Origin of the sequence: Pseudomonas sp. BF-B-15 (assembly GCF_019946675.1) — a bacterium.
Lineage (GTDB): Bacteria > Pseudomonadota > Gammaproteobacteria > Pseudomonadales > Pseudomonadaceae > Aquipseudomonas > Aquipseudomonas migulae.
This window is the reverse complement of sequence record NZ_JAGYFZ010000037.1, coordinates 1-21,197: the sequence shown is the minus strand read 5'-3', so window position 1 is coordinate 21,197 and position 21,197 is coordinate 1. Positions and strand designations below refer to the sequence as shown.

The following is a 21,197-nucleotide window of genomic DNA, read 5'->3' as shown; positions in this document are numbered from 1 at the left end:
ATAATCTGTCGCTTCGTCGTCATAAGCTGTCGCGCCTCTGTAAATTATCCTGCATGACCGGTAGACTTGACGGCTTTCCGTAGAACCCCGTGGAGTGATGGCATGGCGGACGTAAACAAGGTCGTTCTGGCGTATTCCGGCGGCCTGGACACTTCGGTGATCCTCAAGTGGCTGCAGGATACTTATAACTGTGAAGTGGTGACCTTTACCGCTGACCTGGGTCAGGGCGAAGAGGTCGAGCCGGCTCGCGCCAAGGCTCAGGCCATGGGCGTAAAAGAAATCTACATCGACGATCTGCGCGAAGAATTCGTGCGTGACTTCGTATTCCCGATGTTCCGCGCCAACACCGTTTACGAAGGCGAGTACCTGCTGGGTACTTCCATCGCTCGTCCGTTGATCGCCAAACGCCTGATCGAAATCGCCAACGAAACCGGCGCTGACGCCATTTCCCACGGTGCCACCGGCAAGGGTAACGACCAGGTTCGTTTCGAACTGGGCGCTTATGCCTTGAAGCCAGGTGTGAAAGTGATCGCTCCGTGGCGCGAATGGGACCTGCTCTCCCGTGAAAAGCTGATGGATTACGCTGAAAAGCACGCGATCCCGATCGAGCGTCATGGCAAGAAGAAATCCCCGTACTCGATGGATGCCAACCTGCTGCACATCTCCTATGAAGGCGGCGTGCTGGAAGACACCTGGACCGAGCACGAAGAAGACATGTGGAAATGGACCGTCTCCCCGGAGAAGGCTCCTGACAAGGCGCAGTACCTCGAACTGACTTACCGTAACGGCGACATCGTTGCACTGGACGGCGTCGAAATGACTCCGGCCACCGTGCTGGCGACCCTGAACCGTATCGGTGGCGAACACGGTATCGGCCGTCTCGACATCGTCGAGAACCGTTACGTGGGCATGAAGTCCCGTGGCTGCTACGAAACCCCTGGCGGCACCATCATGCTGCGCGCCCACCGTGCGATCGAATCGATCACGCTGGACCGCGAAGTGGCTCACCTCAAAGACGAGCTGATGCCTAAATACGCCAGCCTGATCTACACCGGTTACTGGTGGAGCCCTGAGCGTCTGATGCTGCAACAGATGATCGATGCGTCCCAGGCTCACGTGAACGGCGTCGTGCGCCTGAAGCTGTACAAGGGCAACGTGATCGTCACTGGCCGCAAGTCCGACGAATCGTTGTTCGATGCCAACATCGCGACCTTCGAGGAAGATGGCGGCGCCTACAACCAGGCCGACGCGGCGGGCTTCATCAAGCTCAACGCGCTGCGCATGCGTATCGCGGCAAACAAAGGTCGCAAGCTGTTCTGAGATCTTTGACACGCTGATGGAATGTGTGGCCTTGTCCAGGACAAGGCCACACATTTGAAAACAGGGATTTTCTGTCTGACATTGCGATTCAACATTCTTGTTGTTTTAAATTCCTTCCTGTCCGCCCCCCATTGATCCTAAAGAGCAACTGCCTGCTGTGTGTCAGCCCGGCAATATTGATCAATGACCGTCACGTCACGTGAACTCAAATTGTAAGCAATACAGAACGTTGCGCTGCTGCGTTTTTTTGCGTTTCGGCAAAACTTGAGTGCGCTTTCTTTCAGTAACGTCTCCGATTCGGCAACAACGAGAAACACGACAACGTGTGCCGGATTCCCCTTGGGCTGGCGAAGCTTTTCCAGAAGGGCGCGGAACTCATTTTTTTTGTTCATCCACCGCGCATCAATGATGTGCAGATCCTTGAGTGACTCAGGCAGCCGAATAGGGTACTGAGCCGAGAGACTTGGCTGTAAGCCGATCTCGTCGGGCGGATCTTGCGCGTTACCTGAACGCTCTGCGTTGTCCATCACCTTTATGAAATGCTTTCCCTTTTCAAAGTCGGAAGGCGCGTAAAGCGATCGATAATTGAAGTTAAGGGTGGCGAAGAAAAGAAAAAGCAAATAAAAGGGAAAGCTGATCAAAAACCAGATGTAGATCTCTTTATCTTCGTCATCGAGGAAGGGTAGAGAGATGGCGGCCGATGTTTCAGACAGTGTTGCGAATATCGCGATGACTGTCATGGGGTTGGTGATTCGTTGTTTGAGTTTTATCATATTTTTTACTCATATTAGTTCGTCTTTTCTCATTGTGTTAGTTGGTGGTTGTTAGGGTGTAGAGTTTATATGGTAGCGGTGGATTTATAGTTCGGATATATCAGTTTTGCTATTCATTTATTGTTAATTGACTTTTGATGTAAGGTTTTGTGTTTGATGTTTCTGGTGTGGTGGGCAGGCCGGGAAATATCAATTACCCTACAAGGGTAGACTAATCGTTGGCGTGTGTCGGATCATCTTGGTCAACTGTTGTTGTGTGGCGTGCTGGTTGTAAATCGAAACAAAGAACTGTTGAATACTGAAATATCATGAGACAGATAAAGTTTCTGGCGCGCTGTGTTTCAAGATTTTTTGTAAGATTATTCCGCGATGTTTGTAGGGAATGTCTCTCGGTGTGGGTGGCCGGGGGGAGCGGCATGCCATGGGTGAAACGACTAGGCTATTGTGCGGGCTCTAAAAATTCGAACAGCGAAAATTGGACTTGCCCATGAATAAAGTGCTGATCGTGGATGATCACCCCGTCATTCGTCTTGCGGTACGTATGCTGATGGAGCGTCATGGCTACGAAGTCATTGCAGAAACAGATAATGGCGTGGATGCATTGCAACTAGCTCGTGAACATATGCCGGATATTGTCATCCTGGATATTGGAATACCCAAACTGGATGGGCTGGAAGTCATTGCACGTCTGGCATCGGCAGCGATGCCAATGAAAGTACTGATATTGACTTCACAGGCTCCCGGGCATTTTTCGATGCGTTGCATGCAATCCGGTGCTGCAGGATATGTTTGCAAACAACAGGACCTCACTGAGTTGCTCAGTGCAATAAAGGCGGTATTGTCGGGCTACAGTTACTTTCCCAATCAAGCCTTGCATACCGTGCGCTCCAGTCTGGGGAATGCCAGTGAAGCCGATATGGTGGATCGTCTTTCGGGGCGGGAGATGATGGTCTTGCAACAGTTGGCTCGCGGCAAGACCAACAAGGAAATTGCCGATGGAATGTTCCTCAGCAATAAAACCGTCAGTACTTACAAGACGCGGCTGTTGTTGAAACTCAATGCGCGGTCCCTGGTTGACCTGATCGAGCTGGCTCAACGCAATGGGTTGGTATGACTGCGCCAGTGCTTGAAGGGGCGTAAAGAGTGGGCGTTTTCAAGGTTTCGCACCTAGTAAAAAGCCTCCGTTTCGGGAGGCTTTCAGGTGTCATAGGTCAAAATCGTAATCGGCCAATTGCTTTTGCAGTCGGCGCTCCTCCAGCAGATTGTCGATGGTGCGGCGTTTGCTCAGGTTGGTCTTTGCCACTTCAACCACCGGTTCCGCGTCATCGGCCTCAACGGGTGTGAAGTCGTCTTCTACGTCCAATTGCTCTTTGCCAGTGCTCATAAGGTTAACTCCAGGCTAAGACTGCCTTTGGCGCTCCTTATATCGATAATCGCCTCGCGGGTAAAAAAGATTTTTTCAATCGATAAATCAAAAAACCTAATAGCGCCTCAATCGTCCGAAGTCTTGTGCTTGTATTCGCACAGGTCTTCTATCCGGCAACTGCCGCAGCGAGGCTTGCGAGCCAGGCAAACGTAACGCCCATGAAGAATCAGCCAGTGATGGGAATCGAGCAGATATTCCTTCGGCACGAACTTCATCAGTTTTTTCTCGACCTCGACCACATTCTTGCCGGGAGCGATGCCAGTACGATTGCTGACCCGGAAAATATGCGTGTCTACGGCCATGGTCAGTTGGCGGAACGCAGTATTGAGCACCACGTTGGCAGTCTTGCGGCCGACACCGGGCAACGCTTCGAGCTCTTCACGGGTCTGCGGCACTTCCCCGCCATGGCGTTCCACCAGCAAGCGGCAGGTTTCGATTACATTTTTTGCCTTGCTGTTGAACAGGCCGATGGTCTTGATGTACTCGGACAGACCTTCCACGCCCAGGGCGTAAATCGCCTGCGGCGTATTGGCCACCGGGTAGAGCTTGGCGGTGGCTTTATTGACGCCGACATCGGTCGATTGTGCCGAGAGAATCACCGAGATCAGCAATTCGAATGGCGAGGAGTAGGCCAGTTCGGTCTTCGGCTCCGGGTTGTCTTCATGCAGCCTGCGGAAAATTTCCAGACGTTTTGCGGCATTCATGGGCAGTGCGTTTCCTCGAAAGCGATCAATGTGAGGGAGTCGGGCGGGGCCAGGCTTGCCAGGCGGCGATCAGCAGGCCCAGCAGAATGAATCCGCCAGGTGCCAACGTGGCCAGTCGCAAGCCTGCGTCGCCGAGGAACTCGCGCAGCAGGCCCAGGCCGACCATCAGCGCGCCGAACAGGACACACAGGCGCAGGCGCTCACGCCATGCACTCTGGAAAAAACCGGTATGTTCCAACACGACGCACTGCAAAGCGATCAGTGCTGCATAAAACCCCGAATGCTGGTGCCATTGAAGTGACCAGACCTGCGCGGCGAGTTCTGCACAACCGGTCAGCGTGGCCGCCAGCAGGACGCCTGCGAACAAGCGAGCCGCCGGGATCAGTCGGGATCGCAAGGCAGCCATGCTCGCACCAAACGCACTGATCACCACGATGAATATCAACCACACACCCAGTGCGGTCACTAACGAGTCAGTGGCGCCGATCAGCGGTGCGAGCATCAGCGAGTTCTGTAAATTCGCGGACTTATTCATGGAGGCCGCTCCCGATCAGCTGACGCGAGTGTTCATCGAAGTAGCGCAGAGCCTCGTGGATCGCATTGATCACGGCTCTGGAGGTAATGGTCGCGCCAGCGATTTGATCAAATTGCCCCTGATCCTTTTTCAACGCCCAACCGCTGTCGGCGGGTTCATTCAAGGATTTGCCAGTGAACGCCTGAAGCCAGGTATTGGGCCAGTCAGCGATACGTGCACCCAGGCCCGGGGTTTCCGATTGTTTCAGGGTCTTGACCCCCAGCAACTTGCCGTTTGCGTCAATGGCGATCAGCAAATCGATGGAGCCCGCATACCCGATCGTCTGGCTGCGCAGCAGGACCGCAACGGGTTGGCCGGCCTTGGTGGCGAGGTAGCCGCCCAGCAAGGTGCTGTTGGTCAAAGCCAGGTTACCGAGGTGCAGCGGCTGCTCCAGCGGTTGATTGTCGTAACTGTCGGAAGGCAGCAAGTCGAGCAGGTTGCGGCTGTCGATCCGTCGCTGTTCGGCTGCGATACGTGGCGCGCTGCTGTACTGCACAAGCCAGGTTGCGCCAATCCCCAGGCTTGCCAGCAACAGCAGAATCACAACGCTCGACGTTCGGCTCATGGCGAAAGCTGCTCCTGCCTGGACGCGACAAACCGCTCCAGCGCCGGCACGCAAAGATTCATCAACAACACTGCAAACGCAACGCCGTCCGGATAGCCGCCCCAAGTGCGAATCAGGTAAGTCAGCAGTCCCACGCCCGCGCCGAACAGCAGTCGGGCGCCAGGGATTTTTGCGCCGGACACCGGCTCCGTGACGATAAAGAATGCGCCCAGCATGCTCGCGCCCGTGAGCAGATGAAACAGGGGGGAACCATGGGAGTCGGAGCCCGAACCGTTCCAGCACAGCAGGCTGATGACGAACAGGCTGGCAAGCATGCCCACCGGCGCATGCCAGCTGAACACCCGCCGTTGCAGCAGAAACAAACCGCCCGCCAGAAACGCCAGGTTGACCCATTCCACGCCGCGCGCGCCGAAGTGACCGAACGCTGGATTGCCGGCGAAGAGTTCGTCCATGGTCAGGCTTTTGTTGATTCGCAAGCTGTCCAGCGCCGTGGCCTGGACCCACGCATCCGGCGTCTGGCTGAGGCTGAAACCGAACACTTGCTGCAGACCCCCGAGCAGGTCCATGCCGTGGGACGAAGGCCAGTGAGTCATTGGTTGGGGAAAGGTCACCAGCACCAAAGCGAAACCGAGCATCGCCGGGTTGAACGGGTTTTTCCCCACGCCGCCATACAGTTGTTTTCCGATCAGTGCGAATGCCGCGGCGCAGACCGTCAGCCACCATGGGCAATACGGCGGCAAGGCCAGGGCCAGCAGCGTTGCACTGACCAGCGCGCTGCCATCGCTCAAGGTCGGTTTGATCTGGCGTTTGCGCAGCCATAACATTGCCGCTTCAACGGCCAACGCGGTAACGCCGGCCAGCATCAAATTGATCAACACGCCCCAGCCATACAACCAGAACAGCACCAGCATCCCCGGCACGGTGGCCAGCAACACCAGCTTCATGGCCTGCTGAAGGCGCTCGTCGACCGATTCAAGGGGCGACATAGGCATCCACCTGGCGCTCGGCTTCTTGCAGGCGAGCGCGCGCCTTGTCCAATAACTCAGCGGGTGTGTCGGTGCGACGTTCGAGTTTGCTGACATCCGCGCGAGCGTAGGCCAATTCGGTTTTCAGCTGTCGAAGCTGGCTGTCGATGGGGCGTTTTTCGACACGCGCCAGGTCAGGTAAAGGCTGCTCGCTTGCAGCTTCTGCCGCGTGCAGGGCTTTTTCAGCTTCGCCGAGTGCACGCTCCAGGGCTTCGATCTGCTCGGCCGGCGCGTCACTGGTTTGCGCTTTCTTGAGTTCGGCGCGGCGCATGGCCAACTGTATTTTCGCCCGCTTCAGCTCCGCGTCTTTCACTGGCACCGCCGGCGCAGCGGCGGGTGGAGCGCTGTTTTCCAACTGTGCCAAGGCGTGTTCAGCGGCGTCGAATTGCTGTTGCAGGACGATCAGTTGCGACTGCTGTTCGAAGGTCGGCGGATGGCCGAACGCCTTGAGCGATTTGTTCAGTTGCGCGCGGCTCATCGCCAGATCGATTTTGGCTTTCTTCAACGCCGCGTCGGCATTGGCCGCTTTCTGCGCACGAACTCTTTCCAGCGCGGCTTGAACCGGGTCGAGCGTTGTCACTTCACTGTGCTGCTGTTGCGCAGCGCGATGTGCCCGGGCCTGACGCTCGGCGAGTTTCTGTTCTTCTTCGCGGTGCAAGCGGGCGTTGCGCTGTTCAAAGCGCCGCCGGGCGTGATTGCGTTTGGCGGTACGCGCCTGTTGTTCTTCAGGGCTGAATGCCAGGCCACCGACAATCGGCAACACCGTGGCCAGCGGCAACGGCCGCATTTCGATGCAGTCCACCGGGCAAGGAGCCACGCAAAGGTCGCAACCGGTGCATTCGTCGATGATCACCGTGTGCATCAATTTCGCTGCGCCGACGATGGCATCTACCGGGCAGGCCTGAATGCACTTGGTGCAACCGATGCACTCGGCTTCGCGGATGTAGGCGATTTGCGCCGGGGCCGAACCGCGACTGACGTCCAGCTCCAGCACCGGCACTTTCAGCAACTCAGCCAAGGCTGCGATGGTTTCGCTGCCGCCGGGCGGGCACTTGTTGATCGGCTCGCCGCTGGCGATGCCTTCTGCGTACGGCTTGCATCCGGGATGGCCACATTTGCCGCACTGGGTCTGCGGCAAGAGGGCGTCGATGCGTTGAATCAGACTCATGTTTTGATCAGTCCGCTGAAACCGAGAAAAGCCACTGCGATCAGTCCGGCGCCGATCAGGTCGATCGGCAGGCCGCGAAAGGGCAGGGGAACATCGTTATCGAGGGTGCGCTGGCGCAAGTCGCTGAACAGACTCAGCACCAGCCAGAACCCCAGCCCGGCGCCGAGGCTCAGGGCTGTGGCGTGGAAAAATCCGCGGTTTTCCTGGGCGTTGATCAGCGCCAGACCGAGCACGCCGGCATTGCCGAGCAGCAGCGGCCAGAGCCCTTCGAACGAAAACGTCGAAAACACTTTCGGCAGCAGCTTCAGCAGCGGTGTGATCAACAACACGCTCACGGGCAGAAACGCGAACAAACGCAGCGAAGTCAGCTCCAGCGGCGCCAGTAGCCAGTGGTAGAGCGCGTAGCCAAGCATTCCGACGATCAGCATCAGGCACGTCGTCGCAATGCCCAGCGCATGCACCTGACGGCGCTCGGAGCCCAGTAGCGGATCGACGCCCAGCGGCCAGTGCAACACGACGTTGTTGATCAGGGCAGCGCTGATAAGCGTAAGAAGCATCTCGGTCATGATCGTGCCGGAAGAAAGAAGCCTTGCTAACAAGGTTAGGCATTATCCGGCAAGGAAGGAGGGGGGGCCAGACATGAAAATCCCACAGTCGCGTCGGGCACGACTGTGGGATCGGTTTGCCGCAGGATCTTACTTGATGCGCTGACCTGGCTTGGCACCGCTGTCGGGGCTGAGCAGGTAGATTTCTTCACCGCCAGGACCGGCCGCCATCACCATGCCTTCGGAGATACCGAACTTCATTTTCCGTGGCTTGAGGTTGGCGATCATCATGGTCAGGCGACCATCGAGCTTGGACGGATCCGGGTAAGCGCTCTTGATCCCGGAGAACACGTTGCGTTGCTCGTCACCGATGTCGAGGGTCAGGCGCAGCAGCTTGTCGGCGCCTTCCACGGCTTCGGCCTTGACGATCAGCGCAACGCGCAGGTCGACGGCGGCAAACGCATCGAATTCGATCTCTGGCGACAGCGGATCCTTCGCCAGTTCGCCGTTGCCGGCAGGTGCAGCTTCGCCGGTGTCGGTCTGGCTGGCGGTCAGGTCTTCTTTCGAAGCGTCGGTCATGGCTTGCACTTTCACCGGGTCGATGCGGGTCATCAGCGGCTTGAACTCGTTCAACTGATGGTTACTGAGCAGGGTCGCGTGATCGTTCCAGGTCAGCGGTGCGACGTTGAGGAACGCCTCGGCATCGGCGGCCAGCAGTGGCAGCACCGGTTTGAGGAATATCACCAGTTGGCGGAACAGGTTGATGCCCAGCGCGCAGATCGCCTGGACTTCGTCGTGCTTGCCTTCCTGTTTGTTCAGCGACCAAGGCGCCTTGTCGGCGATCCAGGCGTTGGCGCGGTCGGCCAGGCCCATGATTTCGCGCATGGCACGGGCAAAGTCGCGAGCCTCGTAGGCTTCGGCGATGCTTGGCGCTGCGGCGAGGAAAGCTTCGGTCAGTTCTGGCGCGGCGTTACCGGCCACCAGCACGCCGGCGTTGCCTTTGTGGATGAAACCGGCGCAGCGGCTGGCGATGTTGACGACTTTGCCGACGAGGTCGGAGTTGACCTTCTGCACGAAGTCTTCGAGGTTCAGGTCGAGGTCGTCGACGCCACGTCCCAGTTTGGCCGCGTAGTAGTAACGCAGGTATTCCGGCGACAGGTGATCCAGGTAGGTCCGGGCCTTGATGAAGGTGCCGCGGGACTTGGACATTTTCTGACCGTTGACGGTCAGGTAGCCGTGCACGTTGATGCCGGTCGGTTTACGGAAACCGGCGCCTTCGAGCATCGCTGGCCAGAAGAGGGCGTGGAAGTTGACGATGTCCTTGCCGATGAAGTGGTACAGCTCGGCAGTGGAATCCTTGCCCCAGAACGCATCGAAATCCAGCTCCGGCGTGCGGTTGCACAGGTTCTTGAAGCTGGCCATGTAACCGATTGGCGCGTCCAGCCAGACGTAGAAGTACTTGCCCGGCTCGCCTGGGATTTCGAAACCGAAGTACGGCGCATCGCGGGAGATGTCCCACTGTTGCAGGCCGGCATCCAGCCATTCGGCGATCTTGTTCGCGACGGCGTCTTGCAGCGTGCCGCTGCGGGTCCAGGTTTGCAGCATTTCCTGGAAGTCCGGCAGTTTGAAGAAGAAGTGCTGGGAATCCTTGAGCACCGGGGTGGCGCCAGAGATGGCCGACTTGGGATCCTTCAAGTCAGTCGGTGCGTAGGTCGCGCCGCATTTCTCGCAGTTGTCGCCGTACTGGTCTTCGGTGCCGCATTTCGGGCAGGTGCCCTTGATGAAGCGGTCGGCCAGGAACATTTTCTTTTCCGGGTCGAAATACTGTGTGATCGAGCGCGTGGCGATGTGCCCGGCGTCGCGCAGCTTCAGGTAGATCTGGCTCGACAGCTCACGGTTTTCTTCGGCGTGAGTGGAGTGGAAGTTGTCGAAGTCCACCAGGAACTCGGCAAAGTCGGCGCTGTGTTCAGCCTGGACGTTGGCGATCAGTTGTTCCGGGGTGATGCCTTCCTTTTCCGCGCGCAGCATGATCGCCGAACCGTGGGCGTCGTCGGCGCAGACATAAATGCATTGGTTGCCGCGGTGCTTCTGGAAGCGCACCCACATATCGGTCTGGATGTATTCCAGCATGTGGCCAAGATGGATCGAACCATTGGCATAGGGCAGGGCGCTGGTGACGAGGATCTTGCGTGGCTCGGACATGGGGCTCGGCTACTTGATGAAACGGAGGTCGGCCACTATAAAGCGCCGGCGCATATTTTTCACCCCGTGCGCCTGTTTCATTGGATGACTGACGTGGATTCATGCGATGCGCCGCGTTCCTGTAGGAGCCCGGCTTGCCGGCGATGGCGTCCTCAAGTCAGCTATCGCCGGCAAGCCGGCTCCTACAGATCTTTTCGGCATGCCGCCAAACGATCAGAACAGGTACGATACCCGCCTGATTTTCCAGTCTTGCTATCGGAGTTGCCCATGAGCGCCGTCAATCGCGCAGCGGTGGAAGCCGTCCTTCGCCAATACACCGACCCTTACCTGAACCAGGACCCGGTCAGCGCCGGGTGCGTGCGCAACATCGACATCCAGGGTGATCGCGTCAGCGTCCAGCTGGAGTTGGGTTACGCCGCCGGCCTGTTCAAAAGTGGCTGGGCGCAGATGCTGCAGATGGCCATCGAAGGCCTCGACGGCGTCACCAGCGCCCGCGTTGATATCACCAGTGTGATCGCTGCACACAAGGCTCAGGCACAGATTCCGGGCCTGGCCAACGTCAAGAACGTCGTGGCCGTGGCGTCCGGCAAGGGCGGCGTGGGCAAGTCCACCACCGCCGCCAACCTCGCGTTGGCCCTCGCTCGCGAAGGCGCCAAGGTGGGGATTCTGGATGCGGACATTTACGGTCCGAGCCAAGGCATCATGTTCGGCATTCCCGAAGGCACCCGACCAAAGGTCAAGGATCAGAAGTGGTTCGTGCCGATTGAGTCCCATGGCGTCGAAGTGATGTCCATGGCGTTTTTGACCGACGACAACACGCCGATGGTCTGGCGCGGGCCGATGGTCTCTGGCGCACTGTTGCAACTGGTGACACAAACCGCATGGGGCGATCTGGATTACCTGGTCATCGACATGCCGCCTGGCACCGGCGACATCCAGCTGACCCTGGCGCAGAAAGTCCCGGTGGCTGGCGCTGTCATCGTTACCACCCCGCAAGACCTGGCGTTGCTGGACGCGCGCAAGGGCGTGGAGATGTTCCGCAAGGTCAACATCCCGGTGCTGGGCGTGGTGGAAAACATGGCGGTGCACATCTGCTCGAACTGCGGGCATGCCGAGCATCTGTTCGGCGAGGGTGGTGGGGTGAAGCTGGCCAATCAGTACGGCGTCGAACTGTTGGCGTCGTTGCCGCTGGCGATGGCCATTCGTGAACAGGCCGATGGCGGCAAGCCAACGGTCATTGCCGAGCCGGACAGCCCGATCGCGCTGGTGTATCAGGAACTCGCCCGCCACGTCGGCGCGCGGATCGTGTTGCAGGAAGCGGCGACCCCGGCGATGCCGAACATCACCATCAGCGACGATTAAACGCGATCCAATTGTGGGAGCGAGCCTGCTCGCGATAGCGGATTAACATTCAACGGATGCGTTGACTGGCACACCGTTATCGCGAGCAGGCTCGCTCCCACATTGGTTTTGCGGTGTTGGTTAGATGCGCAACCCGCCATCCATTTCCAGGATCCGGCCGGTGTAGTAGTCGTTCTCGAAAATGTACGCCGCCGAATGGGCGATCTCTTCCGGCTTGCCCATGCGCTTGAGCGGAATCCCGGACGTCATTTTCTCCAGCGCTTCAGGCTTCATGCCCAGCGTCATCTCGGTCTCGATAAAGCCCGGTGCAATGCCCGCAACGCGGATGCCGTAACGCGCCAATTCCTTTGCCCAAGTGACGGTCGCCGCAGCAACCCCGGCCTTGGCCGCCGAGTAGTTGGTCTGGCCGACGTTGCCGGCGCGGGAGATCGACGAGATGTTGATGATCGCGCCGATATTCTTCAGCTCGACCATTTTCGCCGCGACTTCGCGGGTGCACAGGAACACGCCGGTCAGGTTGACGTCGATGACCGCCTGCCATTGGGCCAGGCTCATCTTGGTCATCTCGCCGTCCTTGACCTTCAACAGCAGCCCGTCACGCAGGATCCCGGCGTTGTTGATCAAGCCATGGATCGCGCCGAAATCTTCGGCCACCTGGGCGACCATGTGCGTCACTTGCTCTTCATTGGCCACGTTGCACAGGTAGGCGCGGGCCTCGACGCCCTTGGCCTTGCACGCGGCAACGGCGTCATCGAGCTTTTCCTGGTTCAGGTCAACCAGCGCAAGCTTCGCGCCTTTGCCGGCTAAATACTCGGCCATCGAACGGCCTAAACCCTGGCAACCGCCAGTGATAATGATTACTTTGTCAGTGAGTTGCATTCGCGTGCCCCAGTTGCAGGTTGGAGTGGTCTTCCTTCTAGAGAGCCTCTCGATCTGCACCTGATGTGGCCTGGTTGCACATGAGAACTGCCCCGATGGCGGACTGGAACTTTTTGCAGTCGCCTGTCCGTTTTTTCGACGGATTCTATATAAGGAGTCATAAATTGAGCGTTGAAGCGGCCAAGAATGCCCGAGAATTGCTTCTCAAGGAATACCGCGGAGTGCTGTCGACGCACTCCAAGGCGATGCCCGGTTTCCCGTTTGGCTCCGTGGTTCCTTACTGTCTGGACGAGCAGGGCCGGCCGCTGATCCTGATCAGCCGCATCGCCCAGCACACCCACAACCTGCAGAAAGACCCGAAGTGTTCGCTGTTCGTCGGTGAGCGCGGGGCCGAGGACGTGCAAGCGGTCGGCCGCCTGACGTACCTCGCCGAAGCAGAAAAACTCGAGGACGCGGCTGCGATTGAAGCGGCCGCCGAGCGCTACTACCGTTACTTCCCGGATTCGCAGAATTACCACAGGGCCCACGATTTCGATTTCTGGGTGCTCAAACCCGTGCGTCACCGTTACATCGGCGGCTTCGGCGCGATTCATTGGGTTGATCAACTGACGTTGGCCAATCCGTTCGCCGGCAAGGCCGAGGTGAGCATGGTCGAGCACATGAACGCCGATCACGCCAAAGCCATCGCCCACTACGTCGAACTGGCGGGGCTGCCGAAAACCGAGCCGGCGCAACTGGCCGGGATCGACACTGAAGGCATGCACCTGCGCATTGGTCAGGCGCTGTACTGGCTACCGTTTCAAGCCCCGTGTAATACGCCGACACAAGTTCGGGAGGCCTTGGTTTTCCTGGCTCACGCCGAACATTGGCCGAAAAATGAAGTGGCCGGCGCTTGAATTCACGAAAGGGCGACGTCATCTAGGGAAGACTGGCAAGGCATTCTTGCGTTGAGGAACCATTTGATGCGCCCTTTTTTATTGCTCTTTGTACTGTTTCCGGTGTTGGAGCTGTTCGTATTCGTCAAGGTCAGCGGTGCGATCGGGTTTTTCCCGGCGCTGCTGCTGGTCATTCTCGGCTCGATGCTCGGCGTGTTCGTGCTGCGCATCGCCGGCCTGGCAACTGCGCTGCGTGCGCGTGAAAGTCTGAACCGCGGCGAACTGCCAGCCCAGACCATGCTCGAAGGCCTGATGCTGGCCCTGGCCGGTGGTCTGTTGATTCTGCCGGGCTTCGTCACCGACGTGCTGGGCCTGATCATGCTGCTGCCGATCTCGCGTCGACTGCTGGCCAATAAAATGCGCCAGCGCGCCGAAGAGGCGGCGATCCGTCAGCGTGCGTTCGCCGATGATCTTCAGCCGCGTGGCGGTCCTGCCCCGCGCGAGCCGTTGGGCCGAGAGCCGAACGTGATCGAAGGTGAGTTCGAACACCGCGATTCCAAGTAAATCGTTTCACCTGCACGGCACCTTCGGGTGCCGTGTTCATTTTCGGGGCATCAACGTAAAAAATTTCGATCCCCGCCCTTGTAATAAGCTTATGCGCCCTTATGTAACGGTCACCGCAAGGTTTCTGGCAATCACGCCAGACAGACTTCCGCGGTTCGCTTGACGAACCGCACCCGGCACCGCCGGATTTGTTAAACCCGCCGGGACTACACCGGCCGATGAAAACCACAATTAGGAGAGATCGACAATGAAGCTTCGTCCTCTGCATGACCGCGTCGTCATCCGTCGCAGCGAAGAAGAAAAGAAAACCGCTGGCGGTATCGTCCTGCCAGGTTCGGCTGCTGAAAAAGCCAACAGCGGCGAAGTGCTCGCTGTAGGTACCGGCCGCGTGCTGGACAACGGTGAAGTGCGTGCGCTGGCCGTGAAAGTGGGTGACAAGGTTGTGTTCGGCCCGTACTCCGGCAGCAACACCGTGAAAGTCGACGGCGAAGACCTGTTGGTAATGGCTGAGAACGAGATTCTCGCTGTTATCGAAGGCTGATTCCCCGCTCATTTTCCCGCTACTACAAAGTATTTAAGGAATATCGATCATGGCTGCTAAAGAAGTTAAATTCGGCGACTCCGCCCGCAAGAAAATGCTCGCCGGTGTAAACGTCCTGGCTGACGCAGTAAAAGCGACCCTGGGCCCTAAAGGCCGTAACGTGATCATCGAGAAGAGCTTCGGCGCTCCGACCATCACCAAGGACGGCGTGTCCGTTGCCAAAGAAATCGAGCTGAAAGATCGCTTCGAAAACATGGGCGCGCAGCTGGTCAAAGACGTTGCCTCCCGTGCCAACGATGACGCAGGCGACGGCACCACCACCGCTACCGTTCTGGCTCAATCGATCGTCAACGAAGGCCTGAAAGCCGTCGCTGCCGGCATGAACCCGATGGACCTCAAGCGCGGTATCGACAAAGCGACGATCGCTATCGTCAAAGAGCTGAAAGCCCTGTCCAAGCCATGCGCTGACACCAAGGCAATCGCTCAGGTCGGCACCATCTCGGCCAACTCCGACAACTCCATCGGCGACATCATTGCCGAAGCCATGGAAAAAGTCGGTAAAGAAGGCGTGATCACCGTTGAAGAAGGCTCGGGCCTGGAAAACGAACTGTCGGTTGTTGAAGGCATGCAGTTCGACCGTGGCTACCTGTCCCCGTACTTCGTCAACAAGCCAGAGACCATGACTGCCGAGCTGGACGGTCCGCTGATCCTGCTGGTCGACAAAAAGATCTCGAACATCCGCGAAATGCTGCCAGTACTGGAAGCCGTTGCCAAAGCCGGCCGTCCACTGCTGATCGTGGCCGAAGACGTTGAAGGCGAAGCCCTGGCGACTCTGGTTGTGAACAACATGCGTGGCATCGTCAAAGTCGCAGCCGTCAAGGCTCCAGGCTTCGGCGACCGTCGCAAGGCCATGCTGCAGGACATCGCTGTTCTGACTGGCGGTACCGTTATCTCCGAAGAGATCGGTCTGAGCCTGGAAAGCACTACCCTGGAACACTTGGGTAATGCCAAGCGCGTGATCCTGTCCAAAGAAAACACCACCGTGATCGACGGTGCCGGCGTTGAGGCTGACATCCAGGCTCGCGTTCTGCAGATCCGTCAGCAAGTGGCCGACACTTCGTCCGACTACGACCGTGAAAAACTGCAAGAGCGTCTGGCCAAGCTGTCCGGCGGCGTTGCAGTGATCAAGGTTGGCGCTGGTTCCGAAGTTGAAATGAAAGAGAAGAAAGCCCGCGTTGAAGACGCCCTGCACGCTACCCGTGCAGCCGTTGAAGAAGGCGTGGTACCTGGCGGCGGCGTGGCACTGGTTCGCGCTCTGCAGGCTATCTCCGAGCTGAAAGGCGACAACGATGACCAGAACGTTGGCATCCAGTTGCTGCGTCGCGCTGTAGAAGCTCCACTGCGCCAGATCGTTGCCAACTCCGGCGACGAGCCAAGCGTAGTTGTGGACAAGGTCAAGCAGGGTTCGGGTAACTACGGTTACAACGCTGCCACCGGCGAATACGGCGACATGATCGAAATGGGTATCCTGGACCCGGCCAAAGTGACTCGTTCGGCTCTGCAAGCGGCTTCGTCGATTGCCAGCCTGATGATCACCACCGAAGCCATGATCGCCGAGATCAAGGAAGACGCACCAGCTGGCGGCGGCATGCCAGACATGGGCGGTATGGGCGGCATGGGCGGCATGATGTAAGCCAGCCTTACCCCGTACGAAAAAACCCCGCCTGCGAAAGCAGGCGGGGTTTTTTATTGCGTGCCAGAAAGTTGTGTTGCTTTTGAGGACCCCTTCGCGGGCAAGCCTCGCTCCTACAGGTTCTGCGCGATCCTTGTAGGAGCGAGGCTTGCCCGCGAAGGCGTCAGATCAGGCGCTGATCGGTTCTGCCTTGGTTGCTTGTTCAACTTTCACCGCAGGTCGATAAAGGATGTAGTAATACGACCCCAGACAAATCAGCCAGCAGAAAATCGCTGTCCACACGTTGTGCGAGAAAAAATGCGCACCCTGCAGCATCCGGCCGATGGAAAACACCGTGCCCAGCGCGAACGCGAACACCAGCGCCTTGCGCGCCAGACGCGGACGTCGGTCGCGCAGCACAAAAAACAGCGCAAACAACGTGAAACCGGTGGCGGCATGACCCCCCGGCCAGCAACGGCCGGGTTTTTCGGTAGGTGGGCGCGGGCTGAGCAGTTCACTGTAGGTTTCATGACCGCCGAATTGCTCCAGGCTCCATGGGCATTGAACCGCGGTCACCGCTTTGACGGGCGTGACAAAAGAGGTCGCCAGGCCAAGGGACAGCACCAGGCAGCCCAGTTCCCGTTTGAACGGTTTGAGCCGGTCGATGAAAAAGGCGCCGATGAAGCCGAAGATGGCCAACACTGAAAACGCGATGACCACCTGTTTGGCGCGGTCATGCAGGATGTTTTCGAGGAAGTAACTGTGCCGTCCGATGAAATCCCTCGCAGCCGGGTCGTAGAACATCCTCGCCAGGTCCATGTCCACGGACGTCAGTTCGAGCAGCACCAGAATGATCGCCGCAACGGCGGGCACACCCAGGCACACCCAGAAGTTCAGAGGGCGAGAGGCGGGGCGGGCAGTGGTCGAAACCATGGCAGTTCCTTGGTCGGTTAAATGTTCTTGAGAGCGCAGCCGCGCGGAGTTTGGGCCTGTTTCTGTCGCTGCCGTGTGAACCGATAGTGAAAAAATCGTCAACGTCACACCGGGTTTATCAATGGGTTTGGCCACTGCACACAGTTCTGGCTCTGCGCCACGCCAGGCCTTAAGCTGCGCGGGCCAAGACGGCCGTTACTGTGTACGGAGGAGGTGCCCATGCGAATTCTATTGGTTGAAGACAACCGCGATATCCTGGCCAATCTGGCCGATTACCTGGGGCTCAAAGGCTACACCGTGGATTGCGCGCAGGACGGTTTGTCTGGCCTGCACCTGGCAGCCACCGAGCACTACGACTTGATCGTGCTCGACATCATGTTGCCCGGCATCGACGGCTATACGTTGTGCAAACGCCTGCGCGAAGACGCTCGCCGTGACACCCCGGTGATCATGCTGACCGCTCGCGATCAACTGGACGACCGGCTGCAAGGCTTCAAGTCCGGGGCGGATGATTACCTGATCAAACCTTTCGCCCTGTCTGAACTGGCTGCGCGGATCGAAGCGGTGATGCGCCGGGCGCAGGGCGGCGGTCGTCGTACCCTGCAGGTCGGCGATCTCATCTACGACCTCGATACCCTGGAAGTCACCCGCGAAGGGCGCTTGCTGAAACTCAACCCGGTCGGCCTGAAACTGTTGGCCGTGCTGATGCAGAAAAGCCCGCACGTCTTGCGCCGGGAAATTCTCGAAGAGGCCCTGTGGGGCGATGACTGCCCGGACAGCGACAGCCTGCGCAGCCACGTCCACCAATTGCGTCAGGTGATCGACAAGCCGTTCGCCAAGCCGTTGCTGCAAACCGTACACGGTGTGGGTTATCGCTTGGCCGAGGGCCGTGATGGAGTTTAAACAGAGCCTTGCTCAACGGATCATCATCGCCTTTGCGCTGATGAGCGCATTGGTGGCAGGCGCCTTCGCCATGGGCATTGTGGCAACCGTGCACCTGGTGGAAGAAAAACTGATTTCTGCAGGTCTGGGTGGCGATCTGCAACGTCTGTTGTTGATGGACAGTGTCTCGGACTGGAGCCATCGCCCCGAACCAGACCAGCTGTTCTACTTCAGCGGCGGGCCGGGCGATTTCGACTTGCCCAAGGATTTGCGTCATCTGGAGCCGGGTTTTCACGAGGTGTTCCGGGAGCAGCTGTCGTATCACGCGATGGTCGAAGTCGTCGACGGCCGGCATTATGTGCTGCTGCAAGACCAGAGTGATTTCGAAGAGCGTGAGCGGGTGCTGTTCGCGGTGGTGCTGGTGGGCTTCGTCTTGAGCCTGGCGTTGGCGGTGTTCCTCGGCTGGGTCCTCGCGCGCAAAGTGATGGCGCCGGTGGTGCGCCTCGCTCGGCAGGTGCGTCACCGCGATCAGCTCCTGGGGCTGGCGCCCCCGTTGGCACCGGACTACGCCGCTGATGAAGTGGGCGAGCTGGCGGTCGCCTTCGACGCCACCCTCGGGCGCTTGCGGCAGGCATTGACCCGGGAGCGATTGTTCACCAGCGACGTCAGCCACGAATTGCGCACGCCGTTGATGGTGCTGGCCAGTTCCTGTGAGCTGTTGCTGGAAAACCCCGGCATCGACCAGCGGGGTCGGGCTCAGGTTGAACGAATCGCCCGCGCCTGCGAAGAGATGCGTGAGCTGGTGCAAACCTTCCTGATGCTGGCCCGCGCCCAACATGAAGACGCCAGCATGGCGCCGCAGCAGTCCTTGAGCCAGGTCGCCGGCGGGCTGCTCAATTTATGGCGAGAACCGATCGAGGCAAAAGGGCTGTCGCTGATATTTGAACCGGGCAATCCGGCCAGCACCTGCTACAACGCAACCCTGTTGCACGCAGTCATGGGGAACCTGCTGCGTAACGCGCTGCATTACACCGAACGGGGCTTCATCCGCTTGACGCTGACGACCGCCGGTTTCACGGTCGAGGACAGTGGTGTGGGCATTCCCGAGGAAAAACGCGAGGCGATGTTCGAGCCGTTCGTGCGTGGCAACGAGAAGCGCGGTGAAGGACTGGGGCTGGGCCTGTCGCTGGTGCAGCGGATCTGCGAGAACCAGGGGTGGAATGTCAGCCTGACGAACATGGAGCCCAATGGCTGTCGTTTTCAGGTGACGTTGAGTCAGCGCGATAGTTGATTTCGTTGGTGGCCCTCGGCCACTGCCATCAACCTGTAAAACCTCGAAATAAGTCGGGGTTTTACACCACGATTTTTTCACGAAGGCATGACCTGGCGCTGACACACCATTCCTTAGGGTAGTGGTCATCAGAAACGCAGGAGCCCTTCGTGATGGCTGGCCCGATCAAACTTGATTTTTCCGAAAAATACGACGATCAACACGCTCAGAAATACCTGCGCAAACATCAGGACGGACTCGGTCGCCGACTGTCCCATTGGCGTGACGAGCAACTGGCGCGCAAGGCTTTGACATTGGCCGGTGAACCTGGCCTGGTTCTCGATTTACCCTGCGGTGCCGGGCGCTTCTGGCCACTACTGGCGGAAAAAGCCAATCGGGTGATTATCGGTGCGGACAACTCCGAGTCCATGCTGAAAATCGCTTTGAAGGCGCAACCGGCCGATGTGGTGAAACGGGTACAACCCTTGCACACATCTGCGTTCGACATTGCCTTGCCTGATAACGCCGTCGACAGCATTTTTTGTATGCGTTTGCTGCACCACATCGGTGAAGCCGAGCATCGACTGGCCATTTTGCGTGAGTTCGAACGCGTCACGCGTGACAGCGTGATTATTTCGTTGTGGGTGGACGGCAATTTCAAAGCCTGGAAACGCAGGCGGCTTGAAAAAACACGTGGGCATCTCGGTTACCAAAACCGATTTGTGTTACCGGCGGCTACGGTCGAAAAGGAGTTCGAGCAGGCGGGTTTTCGAGTCCAGGAACAACTGGACTTTTTACCGCTCTATGCCATGTGGCGGGTTTATGTATTACGCAAGAGGTAACTCAATGGCAGTGCAGTGTGCAGCAGAAACGGACGTCGCTTCCCAAGACCGCTTTGACTATTTCTGGAATCAGCGCGGTGAGTGGGTTGAAGAACCCAACGTCCGTCGCGGCGGCGAAAGTGGCGTGCAGCGTATCAAGAGCAGCAAGGGACAACTGCTTTACGTCAAACGTCAGACCGGACATATCTATCGGAGTTGGCTGCATCCTTTCGGTCGGCCGACGGTGTTGCGTGAGCGAGATGCGCTCATGGGCATGCGCCTGATCGACGTGCGCGTTCCGGAAATCGTTTTCTGCGGTGCGCAGCATGACCCGGTTCACAAGTGGCGCGCATTGCTGGTGACCAAGGCACTGGACGGTTTCGAAGAAATCGAACACTGGTATGCAGGTGGTGGTCGCGAACGTCATGGCGAGGCGGTGCATGATCGGGTCCTGAAAGATCTGGCCGAGAATCTGGCTCGCATGCACAAGGGCCGCTGGCAGCACGGCTGCCTCTATATGAAGCACGTATTCGTACGCGTCACTGGTGAGGGCGAGGCCGCCAACGTCGAGATTGCCATGCTCGATCTGGAGAAGAGCCGGAAGCGTTTGACCGCCCGTCGCGCCGCTACCCATGACATGCGGCAACTGCGCCGCCACTCGTCGTTCAGCGACACGGACTGGAAAAATCTCGTCTACCTTTATGAGACGGCGTTTGGCAGCGCTATCAAAGGTTTATAGCAATGAAACTCGAAATTGCTAGAGGTTTGTTCCTGATAGGAGCCTTGGCAGTTGCTTCACTGGCGGTGGCGGCTTGGGAGCAGCCCCGCACGCAGGTCCTCAGTTCAGTGAGCGGGGACGTGCGTTGTCCGATGCCACGGGTTGCGAAGGCGACCGTTGCAACCCAACCCGATCATGATTTATTACTGTTCATGTTCGGACTTTCTCAAGGACTGAGGCCGCAGAGTTGACCAGATTGAAGCCCAAATAAAAGGCCTCGCAAATGCGAGGCCTTTTTTATGCCCGTTATTGTAGGAGCGAGGCTTGCCCGCGAAGGCGTCGTGCCTGACACACCGCTTTCGCGGGCAAGCCTCGCTC

The 21,197-nt window shown here is 58.3% G+C and carries 23 protein-coding genes; 12 read left to right on the top strand and 11 right to left on the bottom strand.

Annotated features, from left to right (window positions below; genetic code table 11):
* Window positions 1-102 precede the first annotated feature (102 nt).
* Window positions 103-1,320, top strand: coding sequence for an argininosuccinate synthase (locus KGA97_RS14130; protein ID WP_008032151.1), 1,218 nt, complete (start codon window positions 103-105; stop codon window positions 1,318-1,320).
* 137 nt (window positions 1,321-1,457) lie between these two features.
* Here KGA97_RS14130 and KGA97_RS14125 read toward each other — a convergent pair whose 3' ends face one another.
* Window positions 1,458-2,093, bottom strand: coding sequence for a hypothetical protein (locus tag KGA97_RS14125; RefSeq protein WP_223480957.1), 636 nt, complete (start codon window positions 2,091-2,093; stop codon window positions 1,458-1,460).
* A 487-nt stretch (window positions 2,094-2,580) separates the two neighbouring features.
* Between KGA97_RS14125 and KGA97_RS14120 the strand changes: the two genes are divergently transcribed.
* On the top strand, window positions 2,581-3,207 hold the full coding sequence (locus KGA97_RS14120; protein WP_008032148.1) for a response regulator transcription factor: 627 nt from the start codon (window positions 2,581-2,583) through the stop codon (window positions 3,205-3,207).
* A 90-nt stretch (window positions 3,208-3,297) separates the two neighbouring features.
* On the opposite strand, the gene KGA97_RS14115 is transcribed toward KGA97_RS14120, so the two are convergent.
* From KGA97_RS14115 to metG, 8 genes are all read right to left on the bottom strand, one after another.
* Window positions 3,298-3,477, bottom strand: a complete 180-nt coding sequence (locus tag KGA97_RS14115) for a PA3496 family putative envelope integrity protein (RefSeq protein ID WP_007898493.1) — start codon at window positions 3,475-3,477, stop codon at window positions 3,298-3,300.
* Window positions 3,478-3,584: 107 nt separating this feature from the next.
* Window positions 3,585-4,223, bottom strand: a complete 639-nt coding sequence (nth, locus tag KGA97_RS14110; RefSeq protein WP_008032146.1) for an endonuclease III — start codon at window positions 4,221-4,223, stop codon at window positions 3,585-3,587.
* A 25-nt stretch (window positions 4,224-4,248) separates the two neighbouring features.
* Window positions 4,249-4,758 carry an Rnf-Nqr domain containing protein gene (locus KGA97_RS14105; RefSeq protein WP_008036447.1) on the bottom strand — a complete coding sequence of 170 codons (510 nt, stop codon included), beginning with the start codon at window positions 4,756-4,758 and terminating at the stop codon, window positions 4,249-4,251.
* Window positions 4,751-5,362: an RnfABCDGE type electron transport complex subunit G gene (locus tag KGA97_RS14100; RefSeq protein ID WP_223480956.1), complete on the bottom strand. Its 612-nt coding sequence runs from the start codon at window positions 5,360-5,362 to the stop codon at window positions 4,751-4,753. Before KGA97_RS14100 ends, KGA97_RS14105 begins: the two co-directional genes overlap by 8 nt.
* Entirely contained in the window at window positions 5,359-6,348 is a 990-nt protein-coding gene (locus KGA97_RS14095) for an RnfABCDGE type electron transport complex subunit D (protein WP_223480955.1), read from the bottom strand. The genes KGA97_RS14100 and KGA97_RS14095 overlap by 4 nt, the downstream gene beginning before the upstream one ends.
* A complete protein-coding gene (gene rsxB, locus KGA97_RS14090) occupies window positions 6,335-7,555 on the bottom strand; it encodes an electron transport complex subunit RsxB (RefSeq protein ID WP_223480954.1) in 1,221 nt (406 codons plus the stop codon). The genes KGA97_RS14095 and rsxB overlap by 14 nt, the downstream gene beginning before the upstream one ends.
* A complete protein-coding gene (locus KGA97_RS14085; protein WP_223480953.1) occupies window positions 7,552-8,121 on the bottom strand; it encodes an electron transport complex protein RnfA in 570 nt (189 codons plus the stop codon). Before KGA97_RS14085 ends, rsxB begins: the two co-directional genes overlap by 4 nt.
* Before the next feature lie 129 nt (window positions 8,122-8,250).
* Complete coding sequence (gene metG, locus KGA97_RS14080; protein ID WP_207285853.1) at window positions 8,251-10,302, bottom strand: methionine--tRNA ligase; 2,052 nt, start codon at window positions 10,300-10,302, stop codon at window positions 8,251-8,253.
* A 267-nt stretch (window positions 10,303-10,569) separates the two neighbouring features.
* On the opposite strand from metG, the gene apbC reads away from it, so the two are divergent.
* Window positions 10,570-11,664: an iron-sulfur cluster carrier protein ApbC gene (gene apbC, locus KGA97_RS14075; RefSeq protein WP_008036460.1), complete on the top strand. Its 1,095-nt coding sequence runs from the start codon at window positions 10,570-10,572 to the stop codon at window positions 11,662-11,664.
* 120 nt (window positions 11,665-11,784) lie between these two features.
* Here apbC and KGA97_RS14070 read toward each other — a convergent pair whose 3' ends face one another.
* The gene (locus KGA97_RS14070) at window positions 11,785-12,543 is read right to left on the bottom strand and encodes an SDR family oxidoreductase (RefSeq protein ID WP_192228588.1); all 759 of its coding nucleotides are present in this window, start codon (window positions 12,541-12,543) and stop codon (window positions 11,785-11,787) included.
* A 164-nt stretch (window positions 12,544-12,707) separates the two neighbouring features.
* Between KGA97_RS14070 and KGA97_RS14065 the strand changes: the two genes are divergently transcribed.
* The 4 genes from KGA97_RS14065 to groL all read left to right on the top strand — a co-directional run bounded on the left by KGA97_RS14065 (window position 12,708) and on the right by groL (window position 16,216).
* Entirely contained in the window at window positions 12,708-13,439 is a 732-nt protein-coding gene (locus tag KGA97_RS14065; protein WP_223480952.1) for a HugZ family protein, read from the top strand.
* A gap of 66 nt (window positions 13,440-13,505) precedes the next feature.
* Window positions 13,506-13,982: an FxsA family protein gene (locus KGA97_RS14060; protein ID WP_008032127.1), complete on the top strand. Its 477-nt coding sequence runs from the start codon at window positions 13,506-13,508 to the stop codon at window positions 13,980-13,982.
* Window positions 13,983-14,229: 247 nt separating this feature from the next.
* Window positions 14,230-14,523 (top strand): co-chaperone GroES, encoded by a 294-nt coding sequence (locus KGA97_RS14055; protein WP_008032125.1) that lies wholly within the window; start codon window positions 14,230-14,232, stop codon window positions 14,521-14,523.
* 49 nt (window positions 14,524-14,572) lie between these two features.
* Complete coding sequence (groL, locus tag KGA97_RS14050) at window positions 14,573-16,216, top strand: chaperonin GroEL (RefSeq protein ID WP_008032122.1); 1,644 nt, start codon at window positions 14,573-14,575, stop codon at window positions 16,214-16,216.
* Window positions 16,217-16,384: 168 nt separating this feature from the next.
* On the opposite strand, the gene KGA97_RS14045 is transcribed toward groL, so the two are convergent.
* Window positions 16,385-17,128 carry a phosphatase PAP2 family protein gene (locus KGA97_RS14045; RefSeq protein WP_223480951.1) on the bottom strand — a complete coding sequence of 248 codons (744 nt, stop codon included), beginning with the start codon at window positions 17,126-17,128 and terminating at the stop codon, window positions 16,385-16,387.
* Between the two features lie 219 nt (window positions 17,129-17,347).
* On the opposite strand from KGA97_RS14045, the gene colR reads away from it, so the two are divergent.
* The 5 genes from colR to KGA97_RS14020 all read left to right on the top strand — a co-directional run bounded on the left by colR (window position 17,348) and on the right by KGA97_RS14020 (window position 21,070).
* On the top strand, window positions 17,348-18,031 hold the full coding sequence (gene colR / locus KGA97_RS14040; RefSeq protein WP_095132512.1) for a two-component system response regulator ColR: 684 nt from the start codon (window positions 17,348-17,350) through the stop codon (window positions 18,029-18,031).
* Window positions 18,021-19,301, top strand: coding sequence for a sensor histidine kinase (locus KGA97_RS14035; RefSeq protein ID WP_008036469.1), 1,281 nt, complete (start codon window positions 18,021-18,023; stop codon window positions 19,299-19,301). The genes colR and KGA97_RS14035 overlap by 11 nt, the downstream gene beginning before the upstream one ends.
* A 152-nt stretch (window positions 19,302-19,453) precedes the next feature.
* Window positions 19,454-20,122: a class I SAM-dependent methyltransferase gene (locus KGA97_RS14030; RefSeq protein ID WP_192228591.1), complete on the top strand. Its 669-nt coding sequence runs from the start codon at window positions 19,454-19,456 to the stop codon at window positions 20,120-20,122.
* Window positions 20,123-20,126: 4 nt separating this feature from the next.
* Entirely contained in the window at window positions 20,127-20,840 is a 714-nt protein-coding gene (locus tag KGA97_RS14025; RefSeq protein WP_192228592.1) for a lipopolysaccharide kinase InaA family protein, read from the top strand.
* A gap of 2 nt (window positions 20,841-20,842) precedes the next feature.
* Entirely contained in the window at window positions 20,843-21,070 is a 228-nt protein-coding gene (locus tag KGA97_RS14020; RefSeq protein WP_032832295.1) for a hypothetical protein, read from the top strand.
* Window positions 21,071-21,197 lie beyond the last annotated feature (127 nt).

Excerpts from the sequence above, each read along its gene's own strand:
- KGA97_RS14130 (WP_008032151.1), top strand. The coding sequence starts at position 103 with ATGGCGGACGTAAACAAGGTCGTTCTGGCGTATTCCGGCGGCCTGGAC.
- KGA97_RS14125 (WP_223480957.1), bottom strand. The coding sequence starts at position 2,093 with ATGATAAAACTCAAACAACGAATCACCAACCCCATGACAGTCATCGCG.
- KGA97_RS14120 (WP_008032148.1), top strand. The coding sequence starts at position 2,581 with ATGAATAAAGTGCTGATCGTGGATGATCACCCCGTCATTCGTCTTGCG.
- KGA97_RS14115 (WP_007898493.1), bottom strand. The coding sequence starts at position 3,477 with ATGAGCACTGGCAAAGAGCAATTGGACGTAGAAGACGACTTCACACCC.
- nth (WP_008032146.1), bottom strand. The coding sequence starts at position 4,223 with ATGAATGCCGCAAAACGTCTGGAAATTTTCCGCAGGCTGCATGAAGAC.
- KGA97_RS14105 (WP_008036447.1), bottom strand. The coding sequence starts at position 4,758 with ATGAATAAGTCCGCGAATTTACAGAACTCGCTGATGCTCGCACCGCTG.
- KGA97_RS14100 (WP_223480956.1), bottom strand. The coding sequence starts at position 5,362 with ATGAGCCGAACGTCGAGCGTTGTGATTCTGCTGTTGCTGGCAAGCCTG.
- KGA97_RS14095 (WP_223480955.1), bottom strand. The coding sequence starts at position 6,348 with ATGTCGCCCCTTGAATCGGTCGACGAGCGCCTTCAGCAGGCCATGAAG.
- rsxB (WP_223480954.1), bottom strand. The coding sequence starts at position 7,555 with ATGAGTCTGATTCAACGCATCGACGCCCTCTTGCCGCAGACCCAGTGC.
- KGA97_RS14085 (WP_223480953.1), bottom strand. The coding sequence starts at position 8,121 with ATGACCGAGATGCTTCTTACGCTTATCAGCGCTGCCCTGATCAACAAC.
- metG (WP_207285853.1), bottom strand. The coding sequence starts at position 10,302 with ATGTCCGAGCCACGCAAGATCCTCGTCACCAGCGCCCTGCCCTATGCC.
- apbC (WP_008036460.1), top strand. The coding sequence starts at position 10,570 with ATGAGCGCCGTCAATCGCGCAGCGGTGGAAGCCGTCCTTCGCCAATAC.
- KGA97_RS14070 (WP_192228588.1), bottom strand. The coding sequence starts at position 12,543 with ATGCAACTCACTGACAAAGTAATCATTATCACTGGCGGTTGCCAGGGT.
- KGA97_RS14060 (WP_008032127.1), top strand. The coding sequence starts at position 13,506 with ATGCGCCCTTTTTTATTGCTCTTTGTACTGTTTCCGGTGTTGGAGCTG.
- KGA97_RS14055 (WP_008032125.1), top strand. The coding sequence starts at position 14,230 with ATGAAGCTTCGTCCTCTGCATGACCGCGTCGTCATCCGTCGCAGCGAA.
- groL (WP_008032122.1), top strand. The coding sequence starts at position 14,573 with ATGGCTGCTAAAGAAGTTAAATTCGGCGACTCCGCCCGCAAGAAAATG.
- KGA97_RS14045 (WP_223480951.1), bottom strand. The coding sequence starts at position 17,128 with ATGGTTTCGACCACTGCCCGCCCCGCCTCTCGCCCTCTGAACTTCTGG.
- colR (WP_095132512.1), top strand. The coding sequence starts at position 17,348 with ATGCGAATTCTATTGGTTGAAGACAACCGCGATATCCTGGCCAATCTG.
- KGA97_RS14035 (WP_008036469.1), top strand. The coding sequence starts at position 18,021 with ATGGAGTTTAAACAGAGCCTTGCTCAACGGATCATCATCGCCTTTGCG.
- KGA97_RS14030 (WP_192228591.1), top strand. The coding sequence starts at position 19,454 with ATGGCTGGCCCGATCAAACTTGATTTTTCCGAAAAATACGACGATCAA.
- KGA97_RS14025 (WP_192228592.1), top strand. The coding sequence starts at position 20,127 with ATGGCAGTGCAGTGTGCAGCAGAAACGGACGTCGCTTCCCAAGACCGC.
- KGA97_RS14020 (WP_032832295.1), top strand. The coding sequence starts at position 20,843 with ATGAAACTCGAAATTGCTAGAGGTTTGTTCCTGATAGGAGCCTTGGCA.